The following is a 14,963-nucleotide window of genomic DNA, read 5'->3' as shown; positions in this document are numbered from 1 at the left end:
TTGAAAAAATTGATTCAATTGTTCGCCGCGATTTTCTTGATTTCAGGTGTCATCCTATTCACCTTGAATCAGTTGAACGAGACACAAGGGTATTCGGGTAAAAATGTCCTGAACATCTACAACTGGGGCGATTACATCGACCCAGCATTGATCAAACAGTTTGAAAAAGAGAGCGGCATCAAGGTCGTCTATCAAACATTCGATTCAAACGAAGCAATGCTGACGAAGATCGAACAAGGCGGAACGACATACGATATCGCCGTTCCGTCCGACTATGCGATTGCGAAGATGATCGATGAGAAGCTCGTCGTTCCAATCGATCATCAAAAGATTCCGAATCTCAAAAACATCGATTCACGCTTTCTAGATTTATCGTTCGATCCGAACAACAAGTACTCGATTCCGTATTTCTGGGGAACGGTCGGTATCGTTTACAATAAAGACTTAATTGGTGGGAAAAAACCGACGAGCTGGAAGGACCTTTGGGATCCGAAGCTAAAGAATCAGATTCTACTCGCTGACGGTGCCCGTGAAGTCATGGGGATGAGCCTGAATAGTCTAGGTTATTCGTTGAATGAAACGGATGAGTCGAAACTACAGGAAGCCAAAGCGAACTTGATGCGCCTGACACCAAACGTCAAGGCAATCGTCGGGGACGAGATCAAGTTATTGCTCGCGAATGAAGAAGCAGGACTTGGTGTCGTCTGGTCTGGTGACGCAAACGAGATCATGAGTGAAAACGAGAATCTCGACTATGTCATTCCAAAAGAAGGATCAAACGTCTGGTTCGACAACATCGTCATTCCGAAGACAGCGAAAAACGTCGAGGGGGCACATGAGTTCATCAACTTCATGTTGCGTCCTGATATTTCAGCGAAGAACGCAGACTACGTCGGCTATTCGACACCAAACAAAGAAGGCTTGAAACTGCTCGATAAATCGGTTCGGACCGATGAGCGATTCTATCCTGATAAACAAGTTACTGATACGCTTGAAGTCTATGAGAACCTCGGAAAGAAAATGCTCGCGCATTACAATGAGTTGTTCTTGGAGTTTAAGATGCATAAGAAATGAGGCAGAACCTAGTGTCATGCGACACTAGGTTCTTTTTTATTTCTCATCAAAAAAATAAATATAAGTTCCCAGAAAAAAACTATAAAAACTGAATAATTTTTTGAAATAGGGGAATCAGTTTATTATCAACGCCTTTCATAGGCGCCGAGGAGGACATCATCATGAAACAAGTCTTAGGAATCATCTTAACTGCCGCTCTCACTGTCAGCATCGTGTCAGGCACTTCATATAACCAACCGGTCGAAGCAACAAAACAGATAGACGTCAAATGGTTGCAAGAAATTCAAACACAAGCGAAACAAGCGCGTTCACTCGATGGAAAAGTCGTACTTGAAAAAACGACACTTGCACAAGTACATAAAGCGTACAAGGGGGAAAAGAACTCGAATTGGTGTCAAAGCGGAAATGGTCTCGCCTCAGCGGATCGTGCCCTCCATTACTGTTCTACGTATGGTGTGAAAGATTCAAAAGCGAAAGTCAGTGCTATCGTCTATGATCCGAAGCAGGTTAAACGGACTATGACGGTCAAGGAAGTTAAAAAAGCGTATCCGACAGCGAAACTCGATAAAACATTCAACGTCATGACGGTTTCCTCAAAACAGGTCAACATTTATCTAAATTTGAATTCCGACCGTACACAAGTCATGTCAATTCTAGTAAAATATAACTAATGTAAAAAGGATGACCGATTCGGCCATCCTTTTTATTTAATCGTTTTGTAGAGTGGTACGAGATACGAATAGGTATTTCGAATCATTTCCAGTAATTCTTCGCGTGATAATTGATGCACTTGTTCTGCCGAAATATGGCGGCCGACAAGGAATTCTGCCTTTTTGACGTCGTGGAAACGTTGTAATCCTTTTTCAATATCCGTCTCATGAACGGAAACAGCGTCTTTTTTCATGTGGTCGTATGAGACGACGAAATCATCAGGAAGGGATGTCAGCAGTTCGGTATGCTGCAACAGTTTTGACGCATATTGTTGTTTGTTCGGCAACTCATAGATATAAGCGAGCCAAATGAACAGATGATCATCAAACAGACCGACTTGGAAATGGGGATGCTTTTTGTATCCACGTTTATCGGGGGAGAATGCCATCCAAGTATCTTTTGGAGGATTGACCTTCCGGCGAGCGTGTTGCGCGATATGGACATGGACATCTTCTGCTGTTGCGACCGTTAAGTCAGGTGCGACTTCCTGACCGATGTCCCGAAAGACCGGCTGGATGCGTTCGCGAATCGCTTCCATCCGTGGTTCTAATCCATCAATTTGAAATGTATCAAATGCGTGTTGCGTGAATGTTTTTGTCATGAAAAATCACCTCGCGTCAATTGTATCAAAGGATACCAACGAAGTTCGACTTTTTGCTTGAAAAGTAGAATAATGGACATATCGATTTCCAGTAATATACAACTACATAATTTAAAGGAAGGGGAATGTTTTGTGCGTCGTTTTCAACAATATCTCCTTCGAAGCTGGGTTGTTTTTTTCGTAATCGTCATTGGCATCGATCTTTTTGCGAAGTCGAAGGATTATAATCTCAGCATCGATTTGTTTACATTCTTATTGATTGCCGCCTTATCGACGATTTTTGTCGTCGATCCTGTACGCCGTCGCCATATGAGTTTTACTTTCCATTTTGGATTCGTTCTCTTCACATTCTTAACGTATGGATTGTTATCAGCGATTTTTGTCGGGCAATTGACGATGCTTATCTATCAGTTGCGAACGATTCATACACCAATCGGACGTCGACGGATGTTACATAACTATCCGTTCAACGTTGCCCTCGAATTGTTTTTGATCGTTCCAGCAGGTCTTGCTTATAATGCACTCGGTGGAACGCATGGCAAAGCGTTCGTATTGACAGAAAACGTCGTGCCGTTACTGGCGATGGTCGCGATTCTTTGGATCGTCCTCTTATTGCAATATCAGTTATCTCGATTTCTTCTTGGAGAAAACATTCCAAGTGACGTCATGTTCCAGCTGCTACGTTTTGAAGCGGTCGTCATCACGGCAGAATTGTTATACGGGATTTTCAGTACGCTCGTCGTTCAAGGAAACGGAAATAGTGGACTTGTCATGGCGGCGTTTGCCTTATTCATCATCAAACGCGCACTGGGGAGTTCGGTCGAAGCGACGGATCGGATCGAACATTGGGAACAGATTGAGCGTTTGAAAGAGGCTGCTTGGAAGGACGGCGATGCCCAGTTCATCATTGAACGATATCTACGACAGCTTAATCAATTCGTCAAACCGGATATCGCTTGGATTAAGTTTGATTTCAAAGAAGGAAAGCAAAGCGTGTACTATTCGTTGAAGGATGGACGAAAGTTAAAAGCCGATCATGTCGAAGGGCGAATCATTGAAGACATCATCGAAAAAGAAGAAGTTCTTCTTTACGGGATGCAACAGGAGTGGGATATCCGTCTTTACGATAGTTTGCCGGAAGAGACACAGTCCGTCCTCTTCATTCAACCGGAAGCGACAGAGACGATCAACTGCTCGTTGCTCCTTGCCTCGAACGCAAGTGGTGAATTCACACAGGATTTCGGATATGAGCTATACCGCGCTTTACGTGTTCTGTCGTGGGCAGTGGAACGAGCACACGAACGAGAGCGCTTGTTGACAGACAGTCGGACGGATGCGATGACAAAACTACCGAACTATCGTGCCTTGCAAGAGTGGGGCGATCGTCGTATTAAACAACGCGATCTTTATCCGTTTTCAGCCTTAATGATCGATCTAGATCATTTTAAACAAATTAATGATACGTACGGGCATGAAGTCGGAGACGTCGTCCTATTTGAAGTTGCGAAGTTATTGATGCAGGCAACACGTATCACGGATCTTGTCGCGCGTTACGGGGGAGAGGAATTCGTCATTTTACTACCGAATACGGATCTTGATTCTGCCCAAATCGTCGCAGAACGAATTCGCGAGACGTTGCATGCAAATCCAATCTTAGTCGAAGGACATACGCTCCGGATTACGGCTAGTATCGGAATCGATACATTAAAGGAACTTGGTGATCTTGCGAGTTTGATTCGAAATGCCGACCGCGCGATGTACGTCGGAGCGAAGTTCCAAGGACGCGACCGTGTCGCATCGTATCAGGAGTGGAAAGAGAAGGTTATTTAAATCAAGTAGAAGAAGGTGGCAGAGACGCTATCTTCTTTTTTGATATAAAAAATCCTCCCAGTTCAGATGAACGAGAAGGATCGAAAAAGAATAAGTTCATTGTGCTTGTTGTTTGCTGAGACGAATCTCGTTTTCAATCGCATGGATTGCAGCTGACCAAGAACCATAACGATGAAGTAAAGCTTTCGTCGACGGTTTGTTGTTCCGTTTTGCCCATTCCCGATACGCTTCAAAAGAGAGGGCAAAGCCGACTTCCTCGATTGCTTGACGCAGAGAAGCAGCAAGTTCAGCTTTCGAATAAGTGACGCTCGCTTCAAGTCCTGCAGCGGTACACGCATCGTGCCACGAACCGAACATCTTGACGATGTGATAGTGACTCGGTGCATGATGGACGGATTTACGCCACATCTGGTACTTCTTGAGTGTGATCGTAGAGCCGACGTCTTGTGCGTACCGTTCGAACGACTTTAAGATTTCGTCTTTCGTATATTTTGGTGCCCGCTCGAGCTCCTCCGGCTGTTGATCGACATTCCACTCGTATCCAGCAGCAGACAAAGCTTCCGGCCACGATCCGAATTGACGAATGATATTTTCCGGCTGAGGCCAGTCATTAACTAAAGCATAACGGCGATAGACAGTACGGCGTGGACGGTCCTGGATGAGTTCACCGACCGCACGGATGGCTTCAATCATCTCAAGTTGCTCTTCTGTATAACTCTGTTGACTCGTAAGTACACGTTGCTTCATGAGTGAGTCCTCCTTCCTAGTTCGATGTAGTATTGAGGCAAAAGTCCTCTGTATTAGATATATCGGTACATTTCCATTAATTATGAATAATTCCCGCAAAATATTGTAAATAAAGTGAATCGGATTCTTTGCTTAGTATAAATGGAAGTCATGGAAATGAAAACAGAATGACACGAAATTTTAATTCTATTCAGAAAAATAGGACAAACGACTCAGATGGAAAAAAAGACCAGACACGCTCGTCAGCGAATCTGGTCTTTTGATATAACTTATTTTCCTTCGATGTAAGCCCATTTGTACGAAGTATCGGCACCGACTTTGTGGTTGACGATTCCTTTGACGTACGGTTTACGAAGAAGCGAAACACCTTTTTGGTACATAACTGAGATCGCTTGATCCTCTTCAAGGAGTGTTTTCTCAGCATCCTTGAGAGCCTGCCAGCGTTTCTCAGCATCTACTTCTTTTTGAGCTGACTTGATGAGTGAATCATACTTATCGCTTGTGTACTTACCACGGTTGTATGGTCCACCAGTTACCCACATATCGAGGAATGTCATCGGATCCTGATAGTCAGGTCCCCATCCTGCGAACGATAGCTCGAACTCACCTTTAGACTCGAGATCCAACTTGTTCTTGAATGGTTGTTGTTTGATCGTGACTTCAAGACCTGGAAGGTTTTTCTCCCACTCGCCTTTGAGGTACTCCGAGATTTTTTTCGAGTTGTCATCATCGTATGAAAGAAGTTCGAGTTTGAGAGACTTCTTGCCGACGGCTTTCAGTCCTTTTTCGAATGATGCTTTTGCAGATGATGCGTCATATGAACCGAAACCTTCGTTGCCATCACGGAAATCTTTACCGTCTGGACCTTTCGCGAAGTCTTTTGGTACGTAGTAGTAAGCAGGGATCGAACCGTTGTTCAAGAGAACATCAGCCATCTGCTTCTTATCGTATCCTGAGTCGATCGCTTTACGGATATCCTTGTTTTTCAAGAGGTCATTCTTGAAGTTCATTTGGATATAGTACATTGCTGCATCAAGACGTGTATCAAAGTCTTCTTTGTCTTTGTATTGATCAACGAACTCACTCGTTAAACCAGCTAGATCGATGTCACCTTTTTCGTACAAGTTGACGCCTGTAGAGACTTCTTTAACGATTTTCGTGTTGATTTCTTCAAGTTTGACATTATCTTTATCCCAGTACTGATCGTTTTTCTTATAGCTCCAGCCAACATCCGTTTTCCAATCTGAGAGGACGAATGGTCCGTTGTAAAGGAATGTGTCCGGCTTCGAAGCAAAGTTTTTACCTTGTTTCTCAACGAATTCTTGTTTTAGTGGCATGAATGAACCGAAACCAGTCAACGATTTGAAGTATTCAGCTGGTTGAGTCAACTTGACTTCAAGTGTTTTGTCATCAACCGCTTTGACCGCGACATCGTCTGCTTTTCCTTTACTTGTGTTGTAAGCTTCTGCACCATCGATGATATACATGATGTATGCATACTGCGAACCACTCTTCGGATCAAGGACGCGTTTCCATGCGTATTCGAAGTCTTTTGCTGTGACATCGCTGCCATCCGACCATTTCGAATCACGAAGTTTGAACGTGTATGTAAGTCCATCTTCAGAAACATCAACACTCTCCGCAACACCTGGTGTTGCTTCTTGATTCTCGTCTAGACGGAACAGACCTTCTTGAACGTTGTTCAAGACTGTGAAGGATACAGAGTCTGTTGCGACTGTCGGGCTAAGTGCTGGAATATCCGAACCGCTGATGATATTCAAGACTTGTTTGTCTGAAGATTTTTCTCCCGATGTCGAACCGCCTTCTTTTTTACCTTCATCTGTCGTCGAACATGCCGCAAGACTTGATCCAGCGATTGTCAGTGCTCCGACGAGTGCAAGTGCCTTTTTCTTTTCCATAAAGTAAATCCCTCCCAAAAGAAATAGATATATCTGGTGAAACGATAAGAACCGAATAGGATAGCGATCCGGTGTCCGACTAAAAATAAGAGGGGTCATCGCCTTTTATTCTTAAGCTGTGGAAAGCACCGGATCAACTTGTTATCAATAATAAATACAATATTCAGAAAAATCAATAGAATATTTTCAGATTATTTCAAAATTATTAAATTTATGTGTGATACCAACGTTTTTTCACGAAAAATTATTTTTATGTAAGGATAAAATTAGGAGTATTTAAAAGGATTTAATACAAAAAGAACCAGTTGTATAAAACAACTGGTTCTTGAGCTTATTTCTGCTCTTGGACGTACTGGAGTGCTTCTGCGACGTGATCCTTTACTTTTACGCTGCGCCATTCCTTGACGATTTCACCGGACTCATCAATCAGGAAAGTCGAACGAACAATTCCAAAATATTCCTTCCCGTAATTCTTTTTCAGTTGCCAGACGCCATATTGCTCACACACTTCGTGCTCGACATCTGATAACAATTGGAACGGTAATTCGTATTTTGCAATAAAGTTTTGATGCCGTTTCTGACTATCAGCAGAAACACCGAGAATGACGGTGTTATTTTCTTCGAACGCTTGCGACGCATCACGGAAATCACACGCCTCGGTCGTACAACCAGGCGTTGAATCCTTCGGATAGAAATAGAGTACGACTTTTTTTCCACGATAATCCTCGAGGGAAATCGGTTCTCCTTGTGCGTTCGGAAGGGTAAATGTAGGTGCTTGCATGAAAAACTCCTCCTTATCCTAATTCCATGTTTAATTGATCCGCATATTTCTCAAGCTTCTTTTGAAGACTTTCTTTTAAAGGATCGAGGGCAATCAAGTACTTCTCATAATCCGTTCCGGCTTTCGCCGTCTTCATGAGGAGTGGTTGTTCTTCTTCATACCAGTCTGCATAGTCTTGATAGTAATCAACGAGCGTCTCAGGATTTCCTTCGTTCTTCAATGCCTCACCGTAAATCATCAGGATATTACTGTTCATCTCGAGTGCCATATAATCCGTTTGGGCATTGACGCGAGAGAAGACAGCATCCTGCTCTTTTTCATCCGTTTTTCCGATCTCGTCGGCCGCCTTCGCATTGACACCATACTCGTCAGCGTTAAATCCAGTGAACATGTCGCCAAGCGTCGAGAAGACGGACGGATCGAATGTCGTCGGTGTCAGGACGATCTTCCATTCATCGTCTTTCTTCAATAACAGCTTCGATCCTCGGTTCGGGAGAATCGATCCTTTCGCATCCTTGAATTCGTGGATGATGTAGGCGACATCGCCTTTTTGGAACGACTTGACGACCTTACCGGGAACGACATTCAAGTTCTTCGCACCGACGGCGAGCGGCTCAAGTTGTTTTTCGTCACCCGTATATTCAATCGATGCAAGGTCTTTTGCATCTGCTCGTCCTGATTGACCGAGCGTTTTTTCGTATGTTTGATAGACGTCAATAACGGCTTGTTCAGCCTTCTGTTGTTTCGTTTCCGTCGTCTTCGGGGATTTGGTATCTGTAGAAGACGAGGAGTCGTTTCCGCAACCGACGAGTACGAGACTGGTCGCAAGCAGCACTACGAGCGATCGTTTCATTCGAATTCCTCCTAAGATGAATGTTTCATGGTGATTCCTTAGCTAATCTTGTCTCTACCATACAGGAAATTCGCTTTTTTGAGTAGGATATCGGTACACTAAACGAAAGGGGAGTGATAGATATGAAAATTCATATTACAGATGAGGCATTACAATACTTTAAAGATGAGATGGAAGCAAAATCAGGAGATACGATTCGCTTCTTTGCAAAATATGGTGGCTCAACGGATTTAACACAAGGTTTCTCGGTTGGTGTTCATATGGAAGAAGTCGAACGGGCAGCGGTCGAAGAAGTTGTCGACGGCATCCACTTCGTCGTCTCGGATCAAGATGACTGGTTATTCCAAGGACAAGACGTCAAAGTTTCAATTGAACATGAAGAGATCGTCTTCTCACAAGCAAAGGAATAATCGAGAACTGAGGAGAGACCAAATCGGTCTCTCCTCTATTTTTTTGACTAGAATAATTGTAAGCGGACTCATGCTTCTGTACAATGGAGAATGTAAGCGGTTTAAAGTAGAGATTAAAGGGGGAATAGAGATGATTCCGTACAAACACGAACCATTCACGGACTTCTCACAAGAAGCAAACAAGAAAGCGTTCGAAGAGGCACTTGCACTCGTCACGCAAGAACTCGGCAAAGATTATCCGCTCGTCATCGGTGGAAAACATGTGACGACGGAAGATAAAATCGTCTCCGTCAATCCGGCTAACAAAGAAGAGATCGTCGGACGTGTCTCGAAAGCGACACAGGAACATGCAGAAGAAGCGATGCAAGCAGCAGTCACAGCTTTCGAAACATGGAAATTCGTCAATCCGTCTGTACGTGCGGACGTCCTATTCAAAGCAGCGAACATCATCCGTAAGCGGAAGCATGAGTTCTCTGCCTACCTCGTAAAAGAAGCAGGGAAACCTTGGAACGAAGCTGATGCCGATACAGCAGAAGCGATCGACTTCCTCGAGTACTACGCACGTCAGATGCTCGTCTTAAAAGACGGCAAAAAAGTCGAGAGTCGTCCAGGCGAATACAACCGTTATGATTACATTCCACTCGGTGTTGGTGTCATCATCTCACCATGGAACTTCCCACTCGCGATCATGGCTGGAACAGCTGTCGCAGCAATCGTGGCAGGGAACCCGATCCTCTTGAAACCCGCATCGACGACACCGGTCGTCGCAGCGAAATTCGTCGAAGTGATGGAGCAGGCTGGTCTTCCGGCTGGCGTCTTGAACTTCGTACCCGGTTCAGGAGCAGAAGTCGGTGACTACCTCGTCGATCACCCGAAAACACGTTTCATCAGCTTCACGGGATCACGCGATGTCGGTCTTCGCATCAACGAGCGGGCATCGAAACTAAACGAAGGTCAAATCTGGCTCAAACGCGTCATCGCGGAAATGGGCGGAAAAGATACGATGGTCATCGATGAGTCGGCTGACCTCGATTACGCAGCGGACATGATCACGAAAGCAGCATTTGGATTCTCGGGTCAAAAATGTTCAGCTTGTTCACGTGTCGTCGCACTCGACTCTGTCTATGACGAGTTGCTCGAAAAAGTCGTCGCGAACACGAACAAACTTAGCATCGGTAACCCGACGGATGTCTCAAATAATGTCGGACCAGTCATCGACGCAGCAGCATTCAAGAAAATCACGTCATACTTCGACGTCGCAAAAGAAGAAGGACGTATCGTCGCAGGTGGTACGGCAGATGATTCAACAGGATTCTTCGTCTCACCGACAGTCGTCGCGGACGTTCAACCAACGGATCGTTTGATGCAAGAAGAGATCTTCGGACCAGTCGTCGCCTTCACGAAAGCGAAAGATTTCAAAGAAGCGATCGACATCGCGAACAACACGGAATACGGTTTGACAGGTGCTGTCATCACACAAGACCGGACGAACCAAGAGTACGCGCGTGCGAACTTCCACGTCGGTAACCTCTACTTCAACCGTGGATGCACAGGAGCAATCGTTGGCTACCAACCATTCGGTGGATTCAACATGTCAGGTACGGATTCAAAAGCAGGCGGACCGGATTACTTGACTTTACATCTTCAAGCAAAAACAACTTCAGAAATGTTCTGAAATGGTGTTTAATAGATGAAACGGGTGTGCGACCTGCATGCCCGTTTTTCTTATATCACGGAAAAAGGGGGAGCAAGGATGAACGGAATGTGGTTTGCGATTTTGTTGTATCTCGGACTGATGGTCGCACTTGGCGTCATTGCGTATTATCGGACAAAGAACATGAATGACTACATGCTTGGGGGACGTACGATCGGTCCCGTCGTCACGGCGCTCTCTGCAGGAGCAAGTGACATGAGTGGCTGGCTGTTGATGGGATTGCCGGGTGCGATGTATGCAACTGGTCTGTCCAGTGGATGGATCGTCATCGGATTATTGCTTGGCGCTTATGCCAACTGGTTACTCGTCGCGCCGCGTCTGCGTGCGTATACGGCACATGCAGGGGATGCGATCACGATTCCCGATTACTTTGAAAAACGATTCCACGATAAAAGTGGTGTATTGCGTACGGTTTCAGCTGGAGTTATCTTAATATTCTTTATAATGTACGCATCAAGTGGTTTTGTCGCAGGTGGTCGTTTGTTCGAAGCCGTCTTTGGTCTCGAGTACACGACAGGTCTTTGGATTCTAGCAGGTGTCGTCATTGCGTATGTCTTCCTCGGTGGTTTCCTTGCCGTCAGTTGGACGGACGTCGTGCAAGGGATGATCATGGTCATCGCGTTGCTGATCGTACCAGCTGTCGCGCTGACTTTAAGTGGCGGGATCAATGAGACGCTCGAGACGATCCGGTCGACGGACGGCTCGAAACTGGAGCTCTTCAAAGGGACGACGACGATCGGTATCGTCTCGCTCCTGGCGTGGGGACTCGGGTATTTCGGTCAACCGCATATCATCGTTCGTTTCATGGCGATCCGTAACTTACATGAGATGAAGTCAGCACGTCGCGTCGGAATGATCTGGATGACGTTCTCGATCGTTGGTGCGATGGTGACAGGTTTAATCGGTTATGCCTATTTCACACAACAAAGTGCTGGACTAAAAAATCCAGAGAATGTCTTCATTCAGTTATCACGAGATCTCTTCCCTGGGTTCATTACGGGACTGTTGTTAGCAGCATTACTTGCTGCGATCATGTCGACGATCTCGACACAGCTACTCGTCTCTTCGAGTGCGGCAACAAATGATTTCTATCACCGTTTCTTTAAACGCAGTGCTTCAGACCGTGAACTGATGATCATGGGTCGCGTCATGGTTCTAGTCGTAGCGGTTCTTGCGATTCTCTTATCGTTTGGCGCGCAGAAGTCGATCCTGACGCTCGTCGGATACGCATGGGCTGGCTTTGGTTCAGCGTTCGGACCAGTCGTTCTGTTCAGCCTGCTTTGGCGCCGGATGAACAAGACGGGAGCACTTGCTTCAATGATTACGGGATCCGTCGTCGTCATCGCTTGGATTCTCATTAACCAAAATGTTGATGGATTACCATCCTACATTTCGGAAATGTATGAGATGATTCCAGCTTTCATCGCTTCGACGATCGCGCTCGTCATCGGTAGTCTCGTGACGAAGGAACCAAGTCAAGCGATTTATGATGAATTCGATCAAGTACAAGCACAACTAAAAGGTGCGGAACCTGAGCGGAAGATTGTTTAATTCAAACGAAAAACGATACGAACTAATGATAGCGGTTGTTCTCGATGAGGAGCAGCCGCTATTTTTTGTCGAATAATTTTAGAAGAGACGCAAATCATTGATATCTGATTTATTTTTTCATGGAAAATATATTAATTATATTGGGATAAAGTTACAATTAAAGAGAAGGGAGGCGGAATAGTTGGATCCAGTGATCAAAAGAAAAATCAAGGAAGCGACATACTTAACAGCAGAGAAGGCTTGGATTTATCGTCCAATCCTACGTTATTTCTACATACAGCATGAACGGATGCGGGAGTTCTTATTCCCGGAAGAAATCTTCGATTATTTGAAACAGTATGAGGAGTTCGAAGATTATACGCTTGAAATGGTGCAACAGGATTTAGAATCACTTACGAAGTGGGGAAACCTCATCGCGAGTCAGGATCATAGGAAAGCGAAAACGATTGATGAGTATAAAAAGAAAAATGCACGGTATCAATGCACACCGTATACGGTTGAATTCGAACGGATGATGGTTCAGCTAGAACAGATGGGTGATACGTTCGGGGGCTCACTCGAGAAGACACAGTTCGAGCGCCTGTATCAGGTTCTCTTGAAAATCGAGAAGTCAAATCATCAATCAGCTGAGGAATCTGCTCAATTATGGGCTGATGCCATGACGTACTTCCGGCAAATCACGCGGAATACATCAGACTATATCGCCTATATTCATAGTGAAAAAGTCGCGGAAAAAATGAAGACGGAAGCCTTTCTCGTCTATAAGGATCGTTTTACGATCTATTTACGTGATTTCATCGTTGGTCTGCAACGAACATCCAATCAAATTCAGGAATTACTGACGGAGTTTTCGGACGAATCGTTGCGATTGTTTTTCGAAAAGGTCGTCTTGCATCAACAACAGACTTTTCGAATTGAAGAAGAGCAGCGAGATACCTTAACAGAGCAGCTTGAAAAGTGGAAAAGTCTCAAAGAATGGTTTTTAGGATCAGCTTACGGCGAAAGTGAATTCGAACGCCTTCAGGAGCGGACGAACGAGGCAATCCGGCGCATTACGCGTGTCGTGCAACGAATGAGTGAGCGTCATCAACAATTCAGAAGTCGGCGGCGCGATTACGAACATTTAGCGAAATGGTTCGAACGATTGGACTCGATCGAAGAAGCGCATGAATTATCGTCCGTCGTATTCGGGATTTTTCATACGAAACACTTCGTTGGTGACGCGAGGCCAACCGATGATCTCTATACGGATATTTGGGAAGAGCAACCGATTGAACACGTCGTGAATGAGCGAGCGGAACCGACACGGAATGCGAATAAGACAATAGCCATCATCGATCGAAAAGCAGAAATTGAAGCCGTTCAACGCGAGTATCTGTCACGACTTAATCAGCAACGACAGATCATCGAACAGTACATGGATGAGCGCTGGTTGCGTATCAAGCAGTTACCGGTCATTGAGCCTTTCGTTCGAAAGTTATTGTTGAACTGGGTCGGAAAAGCGATGTTACATGAAGATCAATTAGTACAGACGGAATTTGGAACGACGGTTCGCGTGACGATTCAACAAGAACGTGTCATCCTGCGTTCGACTGATGGGGATTTGGAAATGCCGGATGTGCATTATGAGTTTTTAGAGAAAAGAGGTGAAGCGGATGCAACAAGATGAACGGATGGAGGAAGCGCTCGGAATTTTATTTGAACAGTTTTGGGTGTTGCGTGCCGATGAACCACTTGTCTATCACCGTTTACGCGAACAAGAGCACCAGCTGAAGCGATATGTGTCGGAAAAATTCGGCTTCGATTTGATCGTGCATCAGCACTTCATCAAACTGGAGAAGATTCCTGTCGATCCTAAAGCCTGGATGGGCATCCAATCATTCGTTGAACCAATGGATTACGCGATCTTTTGTTGTGCGTTAGCCTTCACGGAAGGAAAATCAACAGATGAACAATTTCTACTAACACATCTGACAGAAGAGATCGAAGAAATGTATCCTGGTGAACTTCCAATCGATTGGACGAATTATCAGCATCGAAAATCGCTCGTCCGAGCATTGAAGCAGCTGGATGCGTTAAAGCTGATTCGAACAGTGGATGGCGAAATCGATGCATTTGCGATGAACGATACGGAGGAAGTGTTGTATGAAGTCAGTGTGCACGCCCGTTACTTCATGCGTTCGTATCCAGAAGATTTGTTTCAGTATGATTCGATCGAATCGGTTCTATCAAGTGAATGGTCACGACAAAAAGACGATGAACGGCGAAAACGTGTATACCGGAAGTTGATGTTATCACCGATCGTCTATCGTGAATCGAAGGACGACTTGGACTTCGCGTATATCCGCAATTTCCGTAATCGTCTCGTCGATGAGTTCGAACGGTATACACCGTTTCGATTAGAAGTGTTTAAGAATGCGGCACTTCTCGTTTTACCTGAAGCGAAACAACGCTTTACCTTGTTCCCGGATAAGAAAGGAATTTCGACGGTCGCGCTGCACGTCGCGACGAAGCTGCGGCAAGAAGCACCTGTGCCGGATGAGATGGGAGGGATCCGGATGACGTTATTCGAATTTCATGCTTTGATTGAACAAACAAAACAGACGTATGAAGCGAAATGGTCTAAACAGTACCGGGAGAGTACAGCGCGTGTGATCGCGAAGGAGTTAATTCCGTTACTGCGAAACTGGGAGCTTATAGAAGTCGAAGAAGAGTCAGAAATGATTGTTCTGCATTCGGGATTTGGTCGGATGATCGGAACATGAAGGAGAG

General features: G+C 45.1%; 13 protein-coding genes. 8 read left to right on the top strand and 5 right to left on the bottom strand.

The window, feature by feature from the left end; all coding sequences use genetic code 11:
- Positions 1–1,074: an ABC transporter substrate-binding protein gene (locus ESP131_RS15940; RefSeq protein ID WP_047393031.1), complete on the top strand. Its 1,074-nt coding sequence runs from the start codon at positions 1–3 to the stop codon at positions 1,072–1,074.
- A gap of 161 nt (positions 1,075–1,235) precedes the next feature.
- Positions 1,236–1,745 carry a hypothetical protein gene (locus ESP131_RS15935; RefSeq protein WP_047393034.1) on the top strand — a complete coding sequence of 170 codons (510 nt, stop codon included), beginning with the start codon at positions 1,236–1,238 and terminating at the stop codon, positions 1,743–1,745.
- 32 nt (positions 1,746–1,777) lie between these two features.
- On the opposite strand, the gene ESP131_RS15930 is transcribed toward ESP131_RS15935, so the two are convergent.
- Positions 1,778–2,386: a YktB family protein gene (locus ESP131_RS15930; protein ID WP_047393037.1), complete on the bottom strand. Its 609-nt coding sequence runs from the start codon at positions 2,384–2,386 to the stop codon at positions 1,778–1,780.
- A 132-nt stretch (positions 2,387–2,518) separates the two neighbouring features.
- Here ESP131_RS15930 and ESP131_RS15925 point away from each other — a divergent pair, with 132 nt between their 5' ends.
- A complete protein-coding gene (locus tag ESP131_RS15925; RefSeq protein WP_069940956.1) occupies positions 2,519–4,216 on the top strand; it encodes a GGDEF domain-containing protein in 1,698 nt (565 codons plus the stop codon).
- A 96-nt stretch (positions 4,217–4,312) separates the two neighbouring features.
- On the opposite strand, the gene ESP131_RS15920 is transcribed toward ESP131_RS15925, so the two are convergent.
- The 4 genes from ESP131_RS15920 to ESP131_RS15905 form a co-directional block, all read right to left on the bottom strand.
- On the bottom strand, positions 4,313–4,963 hold the full coding sequence (locus ESP131_RS15920) for a homing endonuclease associated repeat-containing protein (protein WP_047393045.1): 651 nt from the start codon (positions 4,961–4,963) through the stop codon (positions 4,313–4,315).
- A gap of 269 nt (positions 4,964–5,232) precedes the next feature.
- Positions 5,233–6,882: a peptide ABC transporter substrate-binding protein gene (locus ESP131_RS15915; protein ID WP_047393049.1), complete on the bottom strand. Its 1,650-nt coding sequence runs from the start codon at positions 6,880–6,882 to the stop codon at positions 5,233–5,235.
- A 331-nt stretch (positions 6,883–7,213) separates the two neighbouring features.
- Positions 7,214–7,663, bottom strand: a complete 450-nt coding sequence (gene bcp / locus ESP131_RS15910; protein WP_047393053.1) for a thioredoxin-dependent thiol peroxidase — start codon at positions 7,661–7,663, stop codon at positions 7,214–7,216.
- 13 nt (positions 7,664–7,676) lie between these two features.
- A complete protein-coding gene (locus tag ESP131_RS15905; protein ID WP_069940955.1) occupies positions 7,677–8,516 on the bottom strand; it encodes a hypothetical protein in 840 nt (279 codons plus the stop codon).
- Between the two features lie 122 nt (positions 8,517–8,638).
- Here ESP131_RS15905 and ESP131_RS15900 point away from each other — a divergent pair, with 122 nt between their 5' ends.
- From ESP131_RS15900 to ESP131_RS15880, 5 genes are all read left to right on the top strand, one after another.
- Positions 8,639–8,926: a HesB/YadR/YfhF family protein gene (locus ESP131_RS15900; protein WP_023469340.1), complete on the top strand. Its 288-nt coding sequence runs from the start codon at positions 8,639–8,641 to the stop codon at positions 8,924–8,926.
- Positions 8,927–9,056: 130 nt separating this feature from the next.
- On the top strand, positions 9,057–10,601 hold the full coding sequence (gene pruA / locus ESP131_RS15895; RefSeq protein ID WP_029342578.1) for an L-glutamate gamma-semialdehyde dehydrogenase: 1,545 nt from the start codon (positions 9,057–9,059) through the stop codon (positions 10,599–10,601).
- 78 nt (positions 10,602–10,679) lie between these two features.
- Positions 10,680–12,191, top strand: coding sequence for a sodium/proline symporter PutP (putP, locus tag ESP131_RS15890; protein ID WP_047393061.1), 1,512 nt, complete (start codon positions 10,680–10,682; stop codon positions 12,189–12,191).
- A gap of 190 nt (positions 12,192–12,381) precedes the next feature.
- The gene (locus ESP131_RS15885) at positions 12,382–13,860 is read left to right on the top strand and encodes a TIGR02677 family protein (protein ID WP_335583353.1); all 1,479 of its coding nucleotides are present in this window, start codon (positions 12,382–12,384) and stop codon (positions 13,858–13,860) included.
- The gene (locus ESP131_RS15880; RefSeq protein WP_052169442.1) at positions 13,847–14,956 is read left to right on the top strand and encodes a TIGR02678 family protein; all 1,110 of its coding nucleotides are present in this window, start codon (positions 13,847–13,849) and stop codon (positions 14,954–14,956) included. The genes ESP131_RS15885 and ESP131_RS15880 overlap by 14 nt, the downstream gene beginning before the upstream one ends.
- The last annotated feature ends 7 nt before the right edge of the window (positions 14,957–14,963 follow it).

The organism is Exiguobacterium sp. U13-1 (assembly GCF_001750115.1).
In the GTDB taxonomy this organism is placed as follows: domain Bacteria; phylum Bacillota; class Bacilli; order Exiguobacteriales; family Exiguobacteriaceae; genus Exiguobacterium_A; species Exiguobacterium_A acetylicum.
Note: the sequence above shows the minus strand (reverse complement) of the source record. Positions and strands in the feature narration are given on the sequence as shown.